Origin of the sequence: Herbaspirillum sp. ST 5-3 (assembly GCF_004804275.1) — a bacterium.
GTDB lineage: Bacteria > Pseudomonadota > Gammaproteobacteria > Burkholderiales > Burkholderiaceae_D > Noviherbaspirillum.
The window spans coordinates 1-17,169 of record NZ_STGI01000014.1; the positions used below are offsets into that span (position 1 = coordinate 1).

General features: G+C 56.8%; 14 protein-coding genes. 6 read left to right on the top strand and 8 right to left on the bottom strand.

The features are described 5' to 3' along the window. Window positions 1-20: 20 nt before the first annotated feature. The 7 genes from E6W33_RS21760 to E6W33_RS21790 form a co-directional block, all read right to left on the bottom strand. Window positions 21-1,322 (bottom strand): branched-chain amino acid ABC transporter permease, encoded by a 1,302-nt coding sequence (locus E6W33_RS21760; RefSeq protein ID WP_136419474.1) that lies wholly within the window; start codon window positions 1,320-1,322, stop codon window positions 21-23. A gap of 4 nt (window positions 1,323-1,326) precedes the next feature. Next, window positions 1,327-2,274 (bottom strand): branched-chain amino acid ABC transporter permease, encoded by a 948-nt coding sequence (locus E6W33_RS21765; protein WP_136419475.1) that lies wholly within the window; start codon window positions 2,272-2,274, stop codon window positions 1,327-1,329. 101 nt (window positions 2,275-2,375) lie between these two features. After that, the gene (locus tag E6W33_RS21770; protein WP_136419476.1) at window positions 2,376-3,620 is read right to left on the bottom strand and encodes a branched-chain amino acid ABC transporter substrate-binding protein; all 1,245 of its coding nucleotides are present in this window, start codon (window positions 3,618-3,620) and stop codon (window positions 2,376-2,378) included. A gap of 318 nt (window positions 3,621-3,938) precedes the next feature. Beyond that, the gene (locus E6W33_RS21775) at window positions 3,939-5,183 is read right to left on the bottom strand and encodes a branched-chain amino acid ABC transporter substrate-binding protein (protein ID WP_136419602.1); all 1,245 of its coding nucleotides are present in this window, start codon (window positions 5,181-5,183) and stop codon (window positions 3,939-3,941) included. Between the two features lie 80 nt (window positions 5,184-5,263). Further along, window positions 5,264-6,916, bottom strand: coding sequence for a 3-(methylthio)propionyl-CoA ligase (locus E6W33_RS21780; protein ID WP_136419477.1), 1,653 nt, complete (start codon window positions 6,914-6,916; stop codon window positions 5,264-5,266). A gap of 122 nt (window positions 6,917-7,038) precedes the next feature. Further along, complete coding sequence (locus E6W33_RS21785; protein ID WP_136419478.1) at window positions 7,039-7,614, bottom strand: phosphohydrolase; 576 nt, start codon at window positions 7,612-7,614, stop codon at window positions 7,039-7,041. 27 nt (window positions 7,615-7,641) lie between these two features. Beyond that, the gene (locus E6W33_RS21790; protein WP_136419603.1) at window positions 7,642-8,418 is read right to left on the bottom strand and encodes a class II aldolase/adducin family protein; all 777 of its coding nucleotides are present in this window, start codon (window positions 8,416-8,418) and stop codon (window positions 7,642-7,644) included. Between the two features lie 126 nt (window positions 8,419-8,544). On the opposite strand from E6W33_RS21790, the gene E6W33_RS21795 reads away from it, so the two are divergent. From E6W33_RS21795 to E6W33_RS21820, 6 genes are read left to right on the top strand one after another with little or no spacing between them, the layout of a single operon-like run. Then, complete coding sequence (locus E6W33_RS21795; RefSeq protein ID WP_168798715.1) at window positions 8,545-9,309, top strand: Crp/Fnr family transcriptional regulator; 765 nt, start codon at window positions 8,545-8,547, stop codon at window positions 9,307-9,309. Window positions 9,310-9,324: 15 nt separating this feature from the next. Next, a complete protein-coding gene (locus E6W33_RS21800; RefSeq protein ID WP_136419480.1) occupies window positions 9,325-10,839 on the top strand; it encodes a protein adenylyltransferase SelO in 1,515 nt (504 codons plus the stop codon). Next, on the top strand, window positions 10,836-11,234 hold the full coding sequence (msrB, locus tag E6W33_RS21805) for a peptide-methionine (R)-S-oxide reductase MsrB (RefSeq protein ID WP_136419481.1): 399 nt from the start codon (window positions 10,836-10,838) through the stop codon (window positions 11,232-11,234). Before E6W33_RS21800 ends, msrB begins: the two co-directional genes overlap by 4 nt. 19 nt (window positions 11,235-11,253) lie before the next feature. Then, window positions 11,254-11,874 (top strand): septation protein A, encoded by a 621-nt coding sequence (locus E6W33_RS21810; RefSeq protein ID WP_136419482.1) that lies wholly within the window; start codon window positions 11,254-11,256, stop codon window positions 11,872-11,874. Further along, window positions 11,871-12,155 carry a BolA family protein gene (locus tag E6W33_RS21815; RefSeq protein WP_136419483.1) on the top strand — a complete coding sequence of 95 codons (285 nt, stop codon included), beginning with the start codon at window positions 11,871-11,873 and terminating at the stop codon, window positions 12,153-12,155. Before E6W33_RS21810 ends, E6W33_RS21815 begins: the two co-directional genes overlap by 4 nt. Before the next feature lie 53 nt (window positions 12,156-12,208). Then, window positions 12,209-12,985: a peptidylprolyl isomerase gene (locus E6W33_RS21820; protein WP_136419484.1), complete on the top strand. Its 777-nt coding sequence runs from the start codon at window positions 12,209-12,211 to the stop codon at window positions 12,983-12,985. A 90-nt stretch (window positions 12,986-13,075) separates the two neighbouring features. Here E6W33_RS21820 and purL read toward each other — a convergent pair whose 3' ends face one another. Further along, window positions 13,076-17,095 carry a phosphoribosylformylglycinamidine synthase gene (gene purL / locus E6W33_RS21825; RefSeq protein WP_136419485.1) on the bottom strand — a complete coding sequence of 1,340 codons (4,020 nt, stop codon included), beginning with the start codon at window positions 17,093-17,095 and terminating at the stop codon, window positions 13,076-13,078. Between the last annotated feature and the right edge of the window lie 74 nt (window positions 17,096-17,169).

Genomic DNA, 17,169 nt, shown 5'->3' on the forward strand with positions numbered 1-17,169 from the left:
CAATTCGAGGGCCAGCGCGTTCATGCTTCTGCCCTCCGGATCAGTTCTTCAATTTCGGTACTCACTTCGCCCCACGCCTGTTGAAATGCCTTCCTTGCATGCCATACGCCAAATCCGCCGATTGCCACCAGCACCAGCGCCGCAAACCAGCCGGACGGCGCAGCAGTGTCAACGATAAAACCGAATAGCTTCATCTCAGTCCCGTTGACCGATTCAAGTGTCAAGTGGTACAGCATCTCGATCATCATCACCACGCCAAGCAGCGCAACCGCTCCCATTGCGCATACTGCCCACAAATGCGGCCACACGCGCTTGAACTTGCCGTATTTTGCAAGTCGCAGATTGAGCATGAGAATGCTCGCGACGCCGCCCGGTGCATACATCACGATGATGATGAAGAACACGCCGACATACAATTGCCACGCATTGGTGTAGTCGGACAGCATCACAGTCAGGAACACGCCGATGATCGCGCCCAGGATCGGTCCGAAGAAAAAGCCGATGCCCCCGATGAAGGTAAACAGCAAAACGGCGCCGGAACGGATCGCACTGACGTTCTCCGCCGTGACGATTTCAAAATTGATCGCCGACAGGCCGCCCGAGATGCCCGCAAAGAACGCGGACAGGATCAAGGTCAGGTAGCGCGCCCATTGCGTGTCGTAACCGATGAACTCGACGCGTTCCGGGTTGTCCCGCACCGCATTGATGATGCGTCCCAACGGCGTCTGCGTGAACGCATACATGCCCACGGTTGCCAGGAACAGCCAGAACGCAATCAGGTAATACACCTGAATCTGCGGACCATAAGTGATGCCGAGGAATGGCTCGCCATAAACCCGGTTGGTGGAAATGCCGCCTTCGCCGCCAAAGAATTCAGGGAACATCAATGAACAGGCGAACACCAGCTCCACGATCCCCAAGGTAATCATCGCAAAGGTTGTGCCGGACTTCTTGGTGGTGACGTACCCGAACAGGATGCCGAAGACCATCCCGGCCAGCCCGCCGATCAGCGGGATCATGCTCACCGGCATCCAGATCTTGCCGGCCGTCGCCAGGTTCATCGCATGGATGGCGAAGAACGCACCCAGGCCGGAATACACCGCATGGCCAAAGGAGAGCATGCCGCCCTGCCCCAGCAACATGTTGTAGGACAAGCCGAAAATCATCAGCGTGCCCATTTGCGACAGGATGGAAAGCGAGGCGCCCTTGTTGAAAATCAGGGGCGCCACGATCAGGATCACAGCGAACATGCCCCAGATGATCCAGCGCGCCAGATTCATCGGTTTGTAGGTCAGGCTGTTTGTCATTGCTAAAGTATTCATTGGTTCAGCCCTCACGCGTGCCCATCAAGCCACGCGGCCTGAAGATCAGAATCAGTACAAGCAGCAAGTACGGCAGGATTGCAGCGACCTGAGAAATTGTCAGTTTCCATAGTGGATATCCGAACGTGTCGCTGGTGATTTGCGCACCGACCAACGAAAACAGATTGATAAACGAATAGTCGAGAGCCACGGCAAATGTCTGCAGGACGCCGATCAGCAGCGAGGCGAGCAAGGCACCGACGAGCGAGCCCATGCCGCCAACCACCACCACCACGAAAATGATGCTGCCCACCGTGGCCGCCATCGCCGGCTCGGTTACGAACGCATTGCCGCCAATGACACCGGCCAGGCCAGCGAGAGCACAACCGCCGCCGAACACCAGCATGAACACGCGCGGAACGTTATGCCCCAGCGCCTCGACCATGTCGGGATGCGTCAGCGCAGCCTGGATCACCAATCCGATACGGGTCTTGGTCAGCACCAGGTAGATCGACAGTAGCATCAGCAGGGCGATCAGCATCATGAATCCGCGATAAGTCGGGAACGTGGTCGTGTAGAGAGTAAACAGCGGGCCGTCCAGTTCCGCGGGAATCGGATACGGTACGGCAGCGCGGCCCCATACCAGTTGCACCAGTTCGACCATCACATAGGACAGGCCGAAGGTGAACAGCAACTCGGAAATCGGGCCGTACTTGTGTACCGAACGCAACCCGTAGCGTTCGACTAGCGCGCCGATCAGTCCGACCGCCAACGGCGCAATCACCAGTGCCGGCCAGAAGCCGACCACCGAGCTGATCGCATAGGCGAAGTAAGCGCCGAGCATGTAAAAACTGGCGTGCGCGAAATTAAGCACGCCCATCATGCTCAGAATCAAAGTCAGACCTGCAGACAACATGAACAGCAAGAGCCCGTAGCTCAAGCCGTTAAGTAAGGTAATTAAAGTGAACTCCACGAAGCAACCCCTATTTCAAAATTCTTGTACGGCCGTACTATTTTCAACCCGCAAAAAAGCAGCGTGACGACGCATGCCGGCACGCTGCCCCAACAAAAAAATCAGGACGGACGTTTCATCTGGCAGGAGGTCGGCTGTGTCGCGACATAAGAGTCGAGTTTCACATCCGTCTTCCAGCCGTAGCCGGTGTTTTCCTGATCGTATTTCACATCCTTGCCATTCACCTTGGTCCATGTAGCGATATAAAGAGGCTGCTGCAACTGGTGATCCGACTTGCGCATTTCGACTTCACCATTCAGGCTTTGAACCTTCATGCCTTCCAGTGCGAACGCGACTTTCACCGGGTCGGTCGACTTGGTTTCCTTGATAGCCTTGCCCATCATCAGCAAGCCGGTGTAAGTCGCCATGACATAGTAATCGTCGTTGTACTTCTTCTTGTACGCTTCGACCAGGTCCTTGCCGACAAACTTCTCGTTGTTCACGTTCCAGTAGCCTGTATATTTCACGCGCTCGGCGCCTGCGGCACCCATCGCGGTCGGCACACCGGTGGTACTGGCATAGTAGGTGTAGAAGTTCGTCTTCAGGTCGGCTTCTTTCGCTGCCTTGATCAGCAACGCCAGATCGGCCCCCCAGTTGCCGGTGATGACCGTATCCGCACCCGACGCCTTGATTTTCGCCACGTATGGCGAGAAATCCTTCACCTGTCCGATGGGATGAAGGTCATCGCCCACGATCTGGATGTCGGGGCGCTTGCGTTTCAGGTATTCCTTCGCGGCGCGGGTCACCTGGTGGCCGAACGAATAGTTCTGGCCGATGATGTACACCTTCTTGATATTCGGATCCTTGGCCATGAAAGAGGTCATGGCCTCCATCTTCATGTCCGAATTGGCATCAATGCGAAAGTGCCAGAAACTGCATTTGCTGTTGGTCAGATCGGGATCGACCGCCGCATAGTTGAGGAACAGAACCTCCTTGCCGGGATTGCGCTCATTGTGCTTGTTGATAGCATCAACCAGCGCTAAAGCGACACCCGAGCCATTGCCCTGGATGATGTAACGATAGCCTTGGTCGATCGCCGACTTGAGCTGGCTGAGCGATTCCTGCGGGCTGCCTTTATTGTCGAAGCCAACAATTTCAAACGTGTTCGGGCCTGCCCACTTTTCGGCGTTGGCCTTCTCCGCAATGAACTGCCAACTCTTGAGGATGCCTTGCCCGACCGGCGCGAAGGCACCGGACAGCGGATCGATGAACGCCATCTTCACTACATCGGCACTGGCTGTCGCGGGGATGGCAAACGCGGCAGCCAATGAGACCGGAAAGATCAGGGATTTGAAGTGAGTAGCCATTTGTCTCTTCCTTATAGGTTTTGTGCGTACAGCTTATCGATGGATATACCCCGTGTAAAGCATTGAACTTTCGAGGTTTCAGCTAGTGTCTGTCATGGTCTTTTCCCTTCACGCGTACATCAGTATGGTGTGGTCTGAAAGGCCGTGAGCCGACCGCCGTATCGCTCCTCCCCGACGGCTGCATCGCTTGCATCGCAGTACCTCCTGAATATCAAGCGGCACTACGCGATAAGGTATGGCTATATTTTTTTGTCCGCTGCTAGACAGCGGAGATCGGCATGGACTGCTTCAGTACCATGCCGATTTTGATGTGAGAATTTAGGACGGACGGGCCGGACGCTTCATCTGGCATGAAGTCGGCTGAGTGGCAACATAGCTCTCGACCTTCTGATCCATGCTCCAACCGTAGCCGGTATTTTCCTGGTCGTACTTGACTTTCTTGCCGTCGACCTTGGCCCAAGTGGAGATGTAGAGCGGCTGCTGCAACTGATGGTCCACTGCGCGCATTTCAACGTCACCGTTGACCGCCTTGACCTTCATGCCCTCCATTGCAAATGCAACTTTCACCGGATCGACGGAATTGGTTTCCTTGGCTGCCTTCGCGACCATCTCGATAACCGTGTAGAGGTCGGAGACGTAGAAGTCGTCGTTGTACTTCTTCTTGAATGCTTCGACGATTTCCTTGCCGGAGAAGGATTCGTTATTCGGAATCCAGTAGGCGACCTGCTTCACCATGCCCGCAGTAGCACCACCCATCGCGGTCGGCACGCCCGAGGTGCCAGCATAGTAGGTGTAGAACTTGGCGGTCAGGCCTGCATCCTTCGCGGCTTTGACGAGCAAAGCGAGGTCAGCGCCCCAGTTACCGGTAATGACCGTATCGGCGCCGGATGCCTTGATCTTTGCGATGTACGGTGAGAAGTCCTTCACTGTCGCAATCGGATGGAGATCGTCGCCGACAATCTGCACATCCGGACGCTTGCGCTTGAGATATTCCTTCGCCGCACGCGTGACCTGGTGGCCGTGCGCATAGTTCTGGCCGATGATGTAGACCTTCTTGATGCTTTGATCTTTCGCCATGTAGGAAGTCAGTGCTTCCATCTTCATGTCGGAGTTCGCATCAAAGCGGAAATGCCAGAAGCTGCACTTGCTGTTGGTAAGGTCAGGATCAATCGCGGAGTAATTGAGGAAAACGATTTCCTTGCCCGGGTTACGCTCGTTATGCTTGTTGACTGCATCGATCAGCGCCAGCGCGACACCTGAACCGTTGCCTTGCGCAATATAACGATAGCCTTGATCAATCACCGTCTTGAGCTGGTTCAGCGACTCCTGCGGGCTACCCTTGCCATCGAACGCATTCACCTCGATGGTATGGTTGCCACCCCACTTCTGCTGATTGGCCATCTCGGTAAACATACGGAAGGTATTGAACTGATTTTGACCGATTGGAGCAAATGCGCCAGACATCGTTTCGATCATTGCGATCTTGATGGTGTCTGCATGGACGGACGGCGCAAATGCAGCTGCCACGGAAAACGCCAGTGCGAGGGGACGAATCTTTTTCATCATTTGTCTCTTTTCCTTACGAAGGTGCTTTTAGTTATGGAACGATGGCTGATTGGCTTCTGCTTTTCTACTTCATCATCTCAGGTAGTGGGTAGTTTGTACTCCTTGAATTGCTCGCGAATCCGGTTCTTCAAGACTTTGCCGGTGGCGCCGATTGGCAGAGCATCGACAAACGCGACGTCGTCGGGTGTCCACCATTTAGCGATCTTGCCGTCATAGAATTTGATCAGCTCTTCCTTGGTGACTTCCGCGCCGGGTTTCTTCACCACGACGAGCAGGGGGCGCTCGTCCCATTTTGGATGGAAGACGCCGATGCACGCAGCCTGTTGCACCGATGGGTGCGCCATTGCGATATTTTCCAGGTCGATCGAGCCTATCCACTCTCCCCCCGACTTGATCACATCCTTGCTGCGGTCGGTGATTTGCATGTAACCGTCAGGGCTGATCGTCGCGACGTCGCCCGTCGGGAACCAACCATCCTGCAGTACGTCACCGCCCTCCCCCTTGAAATAGCTGCTGATGATCCATGGCCCCTTTACCAGCAGGTTGCCGTAGGTCGTGCCATCCCAAGGCAGTTCCTTGCCTTCGTCGTCGACAATCTTCATGTCCACGCCGAAGATCGCATGCCCTTGCTTCTCAAGGATAGCCTGCTTCTGCTCTTCCGGCAAATCGTAATGATGTCCTTGTAATGTGCATGCAGTCCCGAGTGGAGACATCTCGGTCATGCCCCATGCGTGAACCACCTCAACCCCGTACTGATGACGGAAGGTTTTCATCATCGCAGGAGGACAGGCGGAGCCACCAATGACAGTACGCGTGAAGGTAGAAAACTTGAGGTTATTTTGTCCTACATGATTCAGCAAGCCAAGCCATACAGTCGGTACGCCCGCGGAGAACGTGACCTTCTCCTGCTCGAACAATTCATAAATCGATTTGCCGTCCAGAGCCGCTCCCGGAAACACCATCTTCGCTCCGGTCAACGGTACGGAATATGGCAGACCCCACGCGTTCACGTGGAACATCGGAACAACCGGCAGCACCGAATCCCGCGCCGAGACGTTCAGCGCGTCCGGCATGCAAGAGGCATAGGAATGCAACACGGTCGAGCGGTGCGAATAGAGTGCCCCCTTCGGATTTCCGGTGGTGCCCGAGGTGTAGCACAGGCTGGACGCGGAATTCTCGTCGAATACCGGCCATGCATACTGATCGGAGTTGTCGTTGATCAGATCCTCGTAGCACATCAGATTCGCGATCCTGGATTCCTTTGGCATGCGATCCCTGTCGCACATCATCACGAAGCCCTTGGTCGTCTTGCAGCTTGCGGCAAACGCCTCGACCAGCGGCAGGAAAGTCATATCGAAGAACAGGTACTGATCTTCTGCGTGATTGACGATATAGGCAATCTGTTCGGGATGCAGACGCGGATTGATGGTGTGCATGACAGCGCCGGAACCGGAGATCGCGTAATACAACTCCATGTGGCGATAGCCGTTCCACGCCAATGTCGCAACACGATCTCCCATCTTCACGCCAAGTCCGGTGAGTGCGTTCGCCATTTGGCGTGCACGCTTGTGGCAGTCGCGATATGTGTATCGATGAATATCACCTTCAACACGGCGAGACACGATTTCATTGCCACCGAAGTAGCGGTCCGCGTGCTGAATGATGCTGGAGATGAGCAACGGCTGGCTCATCATTTGGCCCATCAAGGGGCTCTTTACATACTGCGACATGCTGCCTCCTGCTTCTAGTTAGAGTGTTGCCACTAAATTTATAGCGTGATTTTTGAACGACCGTACTAATATCGTCAATGACTTTCGATGGTGCATCGCATCAATGTCCCTCACGCGACGTTTCATTCGGCAACTTTCTTGTAGATGGTATTTTTCGGGCGGGCCATTACGCGGCGCAGCATGGGCTCGAAAAAGTCCAACGGCAAGGTGTCGTATGCCGGGTCAAAAGCCGGTGCATCATACTTTTCACAAAACTCCAGCGTCGTGTCGTAAAGCGACTGGCCGGCGAATTGATCGCGAAGATTGCGATTCATACCGAGATGATGGAAGAAATAATAGCCCTGGAAAATGCCGTGCTTTTCCACCATCGCATGATTTTCCGGGCTCACAAAGGGCTTCAGGATCGCGGCCGCGATATCGGGATGATTAAAGCTGCCAAGGGTGTCCCCGATGTCGTGAAGCAATGCGCAGACGACGTATTCCTCGTCTCTGCCGTCGCGCCAGGCACGAGTGGCGGTCTGCAGGCTGTGCGTCAAGCGATCGACCGGGAAGCCGCCGCAGTCTCCATCCAGCAGGCGCAGGTGCGCAAGCACACGGTCGGGCAGCGCAGCTGCATAGGGTTTGAATTCGTCGGAAATGATTTTCCAGTCTTCCGCGGTACTCTCCTGCATGTCCCGGAATGCGGCGCGAGCGTGCATGTCTGTCTCCATGTTTTGTTTTCCTGTTCAAGTGCGATACGAAGGATCGATGCGATCCAGCCGTCGGAGCAAACCGGGCCAGGCCAGCATGCCTCCCTGGGATTTCGTCACAGTCTTTGCCTGCTGTTTTGCGCCGTTGATGATCTCCGCAGGGATGGGGATGAGGTCTCCTCCGCCGGACTGCGCGCGTATCTGGATCATGCAGGCCGCCTCGAACACATACATGTTGACAAAGGCATCAGCAACCGTTTTGCCCAATGTCAACAATCCATGATTGCGAAGCATTAAATAATTTTTCTCGCCCAGGTCGGCGACAAGGCGAGGCTTTTCCTCGGCGTTCAGCGCTACGCCTTCATAGTCGTGATAGGCGAGACTGGACAAAACAAAAATGGACTGCTGCGAGATCGGCAGCAATCCATTCTTCTGCGCGGACACAGCGACGCCGTTGATGCTGTGAACGTGCAGCACACACTGTGCGTCGTGCCTTGCCGAGTGAATCGCCGAGTGGATAGTAAAACCGGCCGGATTGACCGGAAATGGCGACTCGTCGAGTTTGTTGCCATCAAGATCGATCTTCACCAGCGAAGATGCGGTAATTTCGTCGAACATCAATCCGTAAGGGTTGATCAGGAACTGGCCCTCCGTTCCCGGAACACGCGCGGTGATATGAGTGAAAATCAAATCACTCCAGCCAAAATTCGCGACGAGCCGATAGCAGGCTGCCAGATCGACACGGGCCTGCCATTCTTCGGCGGAGACCCTGTCCTTGACCGACGGGATGGTAAGCGTTTCAGGTGCGTTCATATGGGTCGTGCCCTTCTCTGTCAAAATAACGTAAGGTGCCCTGGCTTGTTGACGACCAAGCCAAGGCGCTGAATGCAGTATCAACAGATAGCGCTACCCAACACTGTCAACTTTTTAACATTTCTCATGCCAATCAGAACCGTCGATGACATCGATAAGGCCGCCCTGCTGCGCAAGTCATGGCTCGCCGGCTTGCCTGAACAGGCCATCGCCGAAGCGGCGGATTGCGGGAGGCTTCGTGCAGTCGAGGACGGCACGCTCGTCCTCGCCCGCGGTGCTGCCGCCGACGGCCTGTACACGATCGCGCGCGGTTCGGTACGTTTTACCCGCACGACCGCTGACGGCCACGCCACGACAATTGCGGTATTCGATGCGCCCAACTGGTTTGGCGAAATGTCGCTGTTCGATGGCATGCCGCGTTCCCACGACGGACACGCTTTCGGACCGACGGTCCTCCTGTTTCATTCAAAGGCTGATTTCAAGCGCCTTGTGGCGCGCTACCCGGCAATCTGCGAGCGGTTTGCGAAGATTCTCAGCATGCGTCTGCGCGCAACATTTGACCTCGTGGAGGAAGCCTCGATCGCGCCCTTGCAGCAGCGCCTTGCCCGACGCTTGCTGGAACTGGCGCATATCAAGCCGTCGCCGATGAACGTGGCTACCATTCCGGGGGGACGCGAGGTGCCATTGACGCAGGAAGAGCTGGGACATCTTTTGGGAAAGTCGCGACAAAGCATTTCCAAATTGCTTCACATATGGGAGCAGAAAGGCCTGGTGCAGACGCAATATGGCCGCATCTCCATCAAACAACCGGAGGCCCTGAACAAAGTTGCCTATCCGGACCACGCTGCATCGGCCACCGCCAGGAAGCAAGCGGCGCACAAACGCGCCTGAGGACATGGAATCGCTATGAATGCACCTGAATGTAATATCGGCCTCCATCGCGTGGACACCTTGCCGATTGAAAACTCTTTCGCGCGATTGCCGCCGGCGTTTTATACGCAGCTGCGGCCCACCCCGGTTTCTTCGCCCTATTTGGTTGGAGCAAGTGCCCGCGCAGCCGAACTGATTGGATTGGACCCTGCCGAGTTCGCCAAAGAGAATTTTATCGAGGTGTTTGCCGGCAATCGACTGATACCCGGCTCCGCTCCGCTCTCGGCCGTCTATTCGGGCCATCAGTTTGGCGTGTGGGCTGGGCAGCTTGGAGACGGCCGCGCAATTCTCCTGGGCGACGTCCCAGTCTGCGACACGGACGAATCGGGCACATCGGGCCGCATGGAGTTGCAGCTCAAGGGTTCCGGGTTGACCCCCTACTCCCGAATGGGCGACGGCCGTGCTGTGCTGCGCTCGTCTATCCGCGAATTCCTGTGTTCGGAAGCGATGGCGGCGCTTGGCATCCCGACCTCGCGCGCGCTCTGCGTGGTCGGTTCGGACATGCTCGTGATGCGCGAACTGCCGGAATCCAGCGCGGTTGCGACTCGCATGGCGCCGAGTTTCGTTCGATTCGGCTCATTCGAGCATTGGTATTACACGGATCGCCACGCAGAATTGAAGACGCTCGCGGATTACGTGATAGACCGGTTTTATTCCGACCTGCGTGACGCGCCGAATCCTTATCAAGCCCTGCTCGCAGAAGTGACGCGTCGTACCGCCGAGTTGATCGCGCAATGGCAGGCAGTAGGCTTCATGCATGGCGTGATGAATACGGACAATATGTCGATCCTCGGTCTCACCATCGATTACGGGCCGTTCGGTTTCATGGAAGCCTTCGACTCGCGCCATATCTGCAATCACAGCGACCAGCAAGGTCGGTACGCCTATCACATGCAGCCGCAAATCGGACAGTGGAACTGCTTCGCCCTGGCCCAGGCGCTGCTGCCGCTGATCGGCGAACCCGACGACGCGCACGCAGTGCTGGAAAACTACAAACCAGCCTTCGACGCCAAACTGGATGATCTGTTGCACGCAAAACTCGGTCTGCAGACCCTGGAGCCGGACGACAGCGCTTTGGTCGGAGGCATGTTCTCGCTGCTGCAGAACACACATGCCGATTTCACCCTGTTCTTCCGCCGCCTCGGCGACCTGCAAGTCGACAATCCATCCGCCGACGAGCCATTGCGCGATCTGTTCATTGATCGCCCCGCATTCGATGCGTGGGCAATCCAGTACCGGGCGCGCCTGCGCAAGGAAAACAGCAAGGACACCGAGCGTCGCCAGCGCATGCATTCGGTCAATCCGAAATACGTGCTGCGCAACTATCTCGCCCAAATCGCGATAGAAAAGGCGCAAAATAAGGACTTTTCCGAAGTTGCAAAATTGTTCGCAGTGCTGGAAAAGCCCTTCGACGAGCAGCCGGAAAACGAAAAATACGCCGATCTCCCGCCCGACTGGGCCAGCGAACTTGAAGTGAGTTGTTCATCATGACCGACAAGAAAGTCGTCAAGACCGATGCGGAATGGCGCGCGACGCTCGATCCGCATGAATACGAGGTCACCCGACATGCCGCGACCGAACGCGCATTCACCGGCCGATACTGGGATCATCATGAGCACGGCATTTACACCTGCGTCTGCTGCGGCACGCCTCTCTTTGAATCGGATACCAAGTTTGATTCCGGCTGTGGCTGGCCCAGCTATTTCAAGCCGCTCAACCCGGAACATGTTTCCGAGCGCGTCGACCGCAGTCATGGCATGATACGCACCGAAATTCTGTGCAATGTCTGCGACGCCCACCTCGGGCACGTATTTCCGGACGGCCCTCCGCCAACCGGATTACGCTATTGCATCAATTCCGCATCCTTGCGTTTCGAACCCAAATGATGAAAGACCCTAACCCGACATGAAGTTTCTGTTCGATCTCTTCCCGGTCATCCTGTTTTTCTCCATGTTCAAATGGGGTGAAAGCAACCCGGATGCGGCCCAGGCGCTGGCGCAGCAATACTTGTCCGGCCTCGTGAACGGCGGCGTCGCCAGTGCAACGCAGGCGCCGATCATGCTGGCCACCGCCATTGCGATACTCGCCACGCTTGCGCAAATTCTCTATCTGCTACTCCGCGGCAAGAAAGTCGACACCATGCTGTGGGTGTCGCTCGCCATCATCACGGTGTTCGGCGGCGCCACGATTTACTTTCACAACGAAACCTTCATCAAGTGGAAGCCGACGGTGCTCTACTGGTGCTTCGGTGGCGCGCTCTTGGTGAGCCAGGCATTGGTGGGAAAGAATCTGATTCGCATGATGATGGAAAAGCAGATCAGCCTGCCCGATTCGGTGTGGCAGCGGCTCAGCCTTTCCTGGGCCGGCTTCTTTGGCGTAATGGGTTTGATCAACCTGTATGTCGCCTACAATTTTTCCACCGCCGCCTGGGTCAATTTCAAACTGTTCGGCTTCACCGGCATGATGTTCGCGTTCGTGATTGCTCAGAGTCTGTTTTTGTCGAAATATGTAAAGGATTCACGATGAGCGATCGTATCGAAAAAATGCGGGCCAAGCTGATTGCAACTTTCGCACCCCTCGAATGTCAATTGGAAGACGAATCGTACCTGCACGCCGGCCATGCAGGCGCCGCATCGGGCGCCGGTCACTATAAAGTCAGGATCGTTTCCGAGCGTTTTGATGGGTTAAATCGCGTAGCGCGTCATCGGCTGGTGTATGATTGCCTCCGTGACATGATGCACAGCGATATACACGCTCTCAACATCATCGCATTAGCGCCGTCTGAAGCGTCACAAGCATTAAAATAGACGCGCCCTTATTTCTCAACCTCATTCTTACACTGTAATTTTAGGAACAGATAATGACATTACAACCTGCTCGCTTGCTGATGCTGCTTGTTGCCGCCGTTGCGCTACCCGTCATGGCCCAGAACCTCGCCGTCGTCAATGGCAAGCCTGTCCCCTCTTCGCGTGCTGACACGATGATCAAGCAATTGGCAGCGCAGGGCCAGCCGGATTCCCCGCAACTGCGCGCGATGGTCAAGGAAGAGCTGATCAACCGCGAAGTTCTGATGCAGGAAGCGGACAAGCAAGGCCTGAGCAACAGCCCGGACGTCAAGAACCAGGTTGAGATCGCCCGCCAGTCCATCGCGATTCGCGCTCTGGTCCAGGACTTCCTGAAGAAGAACCCGGTCAAGGACGCCGAGATCCAGGCTGAGTACGACAAGTTCAAGGCACAGGCCGGCGACAAGGAATACCATGCACGCCATATCCTGGTCGAGAAGGAAGACGACGCCAAGGCGATCATCACAAAGCTTAAAGGCGGCGCGAAGTTTGAAGAACTTGCGAAGCAATCGAAGGATCCTGGTTCTGCCAGCAACGGCGGCGACCTGGATTGGGCATCGCCGGCCTCGTTTGTGAAGCCGTTCTCCGATGCGATGGTCGGTCTGCAAAAAGGCCAGATCACCGAAACCCCGGTCAAGACGCAATACGGCTATCACGTGATCAAGCTGGAAGATGTCCGCCCCGCAAAGATCCCGACGCTCGACGAAGTAAAGCCGCAGATCGCGGAATCACTGCAGCAGAAGAAACTGCAGGCATACCAGGAAGGCCTGCGCAAGAAAGCCAAGATTCAATAAGCTGTCCAGCCACGAAAAAAGGCGCTTCATTTGAAGCGCCTTTTTATTATTCTGCGATTAACCGGCAGCGTTCACCGCCGGCCATCAATCTCAACCCACCCACTTGCGCGCGTTGCGGAACATGCGCATCCACGGCGAATACTCGCCCCACGAATCCGGATGCCATGAATGCTGCACCGAGCGGAAAACCCGTTCCGCATGCGGCATCAACACGGTGAAGCGACCATCCGGCGTTGTCACCGAGGTGATGCCCTGCGGCGAGCCGTTCGGATTGTACGGATACGCTTCGGTGACCTGCCCCTTGTTATCGATCCAGCGCATCGCGACGATCGCCTCTTTGACATCGCCGGTCTGCGAGAAGTCGGCAAAACCTTCGCCGTGCGCCACGGCGATCGGGCTTTGCGTTCCCGCCATATCCTGGAAGAAGATGGAAGGCGAATCGGCAACTTCCACCATCGCGAACCGCGCTTCGAACTGCTCGGATTTATTGCGTGTGAATTTCGGCCATGCATGCGCACCGGGGATGATGGACTTCAGGTTGCTCATCATCTGGCAGCCATTGCAGATGCCCAGTGCGAAAGTGTCGTCCCGGTTGAAGAAGCCGGCGAACTGCTCGGCCAGCCTGGCGTGGAACAGGATCGTCTTGGCCCAACCCTCGCCGGCGCCGAGCACGTCGCCATATGAGAAGCCGCCAACCGCAATGAAGCCCTTGAAATCATCCAGTCGTGCACGCCCCGCGATCAGATCGCTCATGTGCACGTCTACTGCCGTGAATCCGGCCTTGTGCATGACGTAGGCGGTTTCGATATGCGAATTGACGCCCTGCTCGCGCAGGATCGCTACCTTGGGCTTGACACCGGTCGCGATAAACGGCGCGGCGACATCGATCTGCGGATCGAAGCTGATCTTCGGTGTAATGCCGGGGTCGGCTGCGTCGAGAATACGGTCGTATTCTGCATCTGCACACGCCGGGTTGTCGCGCAGGCGCGCAATGCGCCAGCTTGTTTCGCTCCACAAGCGCTGCAAATCGATGCGCGGCTGGTTGTAGATGACCTTGGCGTCGCGCGTGAATTCGATGACATCGCGGTTGTTGAGCTTTCCGATGATATGGCTGCAGGCACCGAGATCGTAAGAACGCAGCACGTTCATCACGTCGGATTTTTCCTCGGCGCGCACCTGGATCACTGCGCCGAGTTCTTCGCTGAACAACGCGCGCAGCGTCATGTCATTGCGACGCTCGGCAATCTGACCCGCCCAGTTCTTGGCCTCGCCTGAGTCGGAGGCATGCTCGCCTTCCATTGCGAGGATATCGAGATTGACCGACACGCCGGTGCGGCCCGCAAATGCCATTTCGGACAAGGTCGTGAACAAGCCACCGTCGGAGCGGTCGTGATAGGCGAGCAGCTTGCGCTCCTTGTTGAGCAGCTGAATCGCTTCAAAGAATGCCTTCAGGTCTTCCGCACTGTCGACATCCGGTACCTCATTGCCGATCTGCTGCATGACCTGCGTCAGCGCGGAAGCGCCCATGCGGTTCTTGCCGCGGCCGAGATCGATCAGGATCAAGGCCGTATCGCCAACATCCTTGCGCAATTGCGGGGTCAGCGACAGGCGGACATCGGACACCGGCGCAAAACCCGACACGATCAGCGATACCGGCGAGCTTACCGACTTGCTGCCTTCCGCGTCCTGCCACGTGGTGCGCATCGACAGCGAATCCTTGCCGACCGGGATGCTGATGCCGAGCGCTGGGCACAGTTCCATGCCAACCGCCTTCACGGTATCGAACAAGGCTGCATCCTCTCCCGGCTGGCCGCACGCGGCCATCCAGTTGGCGGACAGCTTGATGTCGGAGATATCGACAATCGGCGCCGCCGCGATATTGGTGATTGCCTCGCCAACCGCCATGCGGCCGGATGCAGCGGCGTTGATCACCGCCAACGGCGTACGTTCGCCCATCGACATCGCCTCGCCGCGATAGCCTTCGAGGCTCATGGTCGTGACCGCGCAGTCTGCCACCGGCACTTGCCACGGCCCGACCATCTGGTCGCGCACCGACATGGCGCCGACCGTGCGGTCGCCAATGGTAATCAGGAAGGATTTGTCAGCCACCGTAGGAAGGCGCAAGACGCGCTGAGCGGCTTCGATCAAGTCTATCCCGGTCAGATCGACCGGCGGATAGGCATTGACGACATGGCTGACATCGCGATGCATCTTGGGCGGCTTGCCGAGCAGCACATCCATCGGCATATCCACCGGGTTGTTGCCGTGTTCGGGGTCGATCACTTTCAACTGGCGTTCTTCCGTTGCCGTGCCGATGACGGCAAACGGGCTGCGCTCACGTTCGCACAAGTATTGGAACAAGGGCAGGCTTTCGGGTGCAATCGCGAGCACATAACGTTCCTGCGATTCGTTACTCCAGATTTCCTTCGGCGCCATGCCGCTCTCTTCCAGCTGCACCTTGCGGAGGTCGAAAATCGCGCCGCGTCTCGCATCGTTGGTCAATTCCGGGAAGGCGTTGGACAAGCCGCCCGCGCCCACGTCATGGATCGACAGGATAGGATTGTCGTCGCCCATCGCCCAGCACGCGTTGATGACTTCCTGCGCGCGGCGTTCCATTTCCGGATTGCCTCGCTGCACCGAATCAAAATCCAGATCGGCCGTATTGGTGCCGGTCGCCATCGATGAAGCCGCGCCGCCACCCATGCCGATACGCATGCCGGGACCGCCGAGCTGAATCAGCAGACTACCCACAGGCAGGTCATTCTTCCTGGTGTGCTTGTCGGAGATATTGCCCATGCCGCCGGCAATCATGATCGGTTTGTGATACCCCTTCACGGATCCAGCCACGTTCTGCTCATAGGTGCGGAAATAGCCACCGAGATTAGGCCGGCCGAATTCATTGTTGAATGCCGCGCCGCCGATCGGGCCGTCGATCATGATCTGCAAGGGCGATGCAATGCGGTCAGGTTTGCCGTAAATGCCGCTCTGGCCGTGCGAAACGCGCTCCGCGAGGGGTTCCGTCACATCGCGCGCGTTCTCCCATGGCTGAACAGAATGGGTCAGCATCAGGTTCGAGACGGTGAAACCGGTCAAGCCTGCCTTCGGCTTGGCACCGCGACCGGTCGCACCTTCATCGCGGATTTCACCTCCGGCGCCAGTCGATGCGCCCGGGAAAGGCGAGATCGCCGTCGGATGGTTGTGGGTTTCGACCTTCATCAGGATATGGGTCAATTCCTCCGATGCTTCGTACACGTTGCCGCTGGCCGCGCCACGCGGATAGAAGCGCGAGACGGTCGCGCCTTCGATGATCGACGAGTTGTCGCTGTAGGCGACGATCGTGCCCTTGGGTTGCAACTGGTGCGTGTTCTTGATCATCGCAAACAGCGACTTGTCCTGCCTCACGCCGTCGATGGTCCAGTCGGCATTGAAGATCTTGTGGCGGCAGTGTTCGCTGTTGGCCTGCGCGAACATCATCAGCTCCACGTCGGTCGGATTGCGCTTGGCTTGAGTGAACGCGTTCAGGAGGTAATCAACCTCATCGTCGGACAAGGCCAGGCCGAGCTCGGTGTTGGCCCGCTCGAGCGCATTGCGACCGCCGGTCAACACATCGATGAATTCCAGCGGCTTGGCGTCGAGCTCGCGGAACAAGGCAGAGGCATCGTTCGCGTTGCGCAGAACTGTTTCAGTCATGCGATCGTGCAGCAGATCGGCCACTTGCTGCGCGGCGGCGTCCGACAATTTCTTGCTTCCACCCAGCAGGCCGGATTTCATCTTCACGTGATAGGACACGCCGCGCTCGATACGCTTGATGTGCACCATGTCGCAGTTGTGCGCGATATCGGTCGCCTTGCTCGCCCATGGCGAGATCGTACCGAAGCGCGGGATCACGACAAACTCCTCGCCCTCGGCAGCGCCGGTGAAAGGTTCGCCATAGGTCAACAACGCATCCAAACGGCCAATATCATCCTGGCTGGGAGCGTTCGCAGCATCGATGAAGTGCAAAAAGCGCCCTGTGACACCAACGATAGCGGGCTCGACTTCTTGCAATTGTGACAAAAGACGCTGGGTACGGAAGGCAGACAGGGCATTGGAGCCCGGCAGAATCAACATGGCGATGAGAAATTTGAGGCAGTGCAAGCGTCCCGAAGCACGGCTTGACCGCGGGTTAAATCAGAAAGCGTGAT

Excerpts from the sequence above, each read along its gene's own strand:
- E6W33_RS21760 (WP_136419474.1), bottom strand. The coding sequence starts at position 1,322 with ATGAATACTTTAGCAATGACAAACAGCCTGACCTACAAACCGATGAAT.
- E6W33_RS21770 (WP_136419476.1), bottom strand. The coding sequence starts at position 3,620 with ATGGCTACTCACTTCAAATCCCTGATCTTTCCGGTCTCATTGGCTGCC.
- E6W33_RS21775 (WP_136419602.1), bottom strand. The coding sequence starts at position 5,183 with ATGAAAAAGATTCGTCCCCTCGCACTGGCGTTTTCCGTGGCAGCTGCA.
- E6W33_RS21780 (WP_136419477.1), bottom strand. The coding sequence starts at position 6,916 with ATGTCGCAGTATGTAAAGAGCCCCTTGATGGGCCAAATGATGAGCCAG.
- E6W33_RS21785 (WP_136419478.1), bottom strand. The coding sequence starts at position 7,614 with ATGCACGCTCGCGCCGCATTCCGGGACATGCAGGAGAGTACCGCGGAA.
- E6W33_RS21790 (WP_136419603.1), bottom strand. The coding sequence starts at position 8,418 with ATGAACGCACCTGAAACGCTTACCATCCCGTCGGTCAAGGACAGGGTC.
- E6W33_RS21795 (WP_168798715.1), top strand. The coding sequence starts at position 8,545 with ATGCCAATCAGAACCGTCGATGACATCGATAAGGCCGCCCTGCTGCGC.
- E6W33_RS21800 (WP_136419480.1), top strand. The coding sequence starts at position 9,325 with ATGAATGCACCTGAATGTAATATCGGCCTCCATCGCGTGGACACCTTG.
- msrB (WP_136419481.1), top strand. The coding sequence starts at position 10,836 with ATGACCGACAAGAAAGTCGTCAAGACCGATGCGGAATGGCGCGCGACG.
- E6W33_RS21810 (WP_136419482.1), top strand. The coding sequence starts at position 11,254 with ATGAAGTTTCTGTTCGATCTCTTCCCGGTCATCCTGTTTTTCTCCATG.
- E6W33_RS21815 (WP_136419483.1), top strand. The coding sequence starts at position 11,871 with ATGAGCGATCGTATCGAAAAAATGCGGGCCAAGCTGATTGCAACTTTC.
- E6W33_RS21820 (WP_136419484.1), top strand. The coding sequence starts at position 12,209 with ATGACATTACAACCTGCTCGCTTGCTGATGCTGCTTGTTGCCGCCGTT.
- purL (WP_136419485.1), bottom strand. The coding sequence starts at position 17,095 with ATGTTGATTCTGCCGGGCTCCAATGCCCTGTCTGCCTTCCGTACCCAG.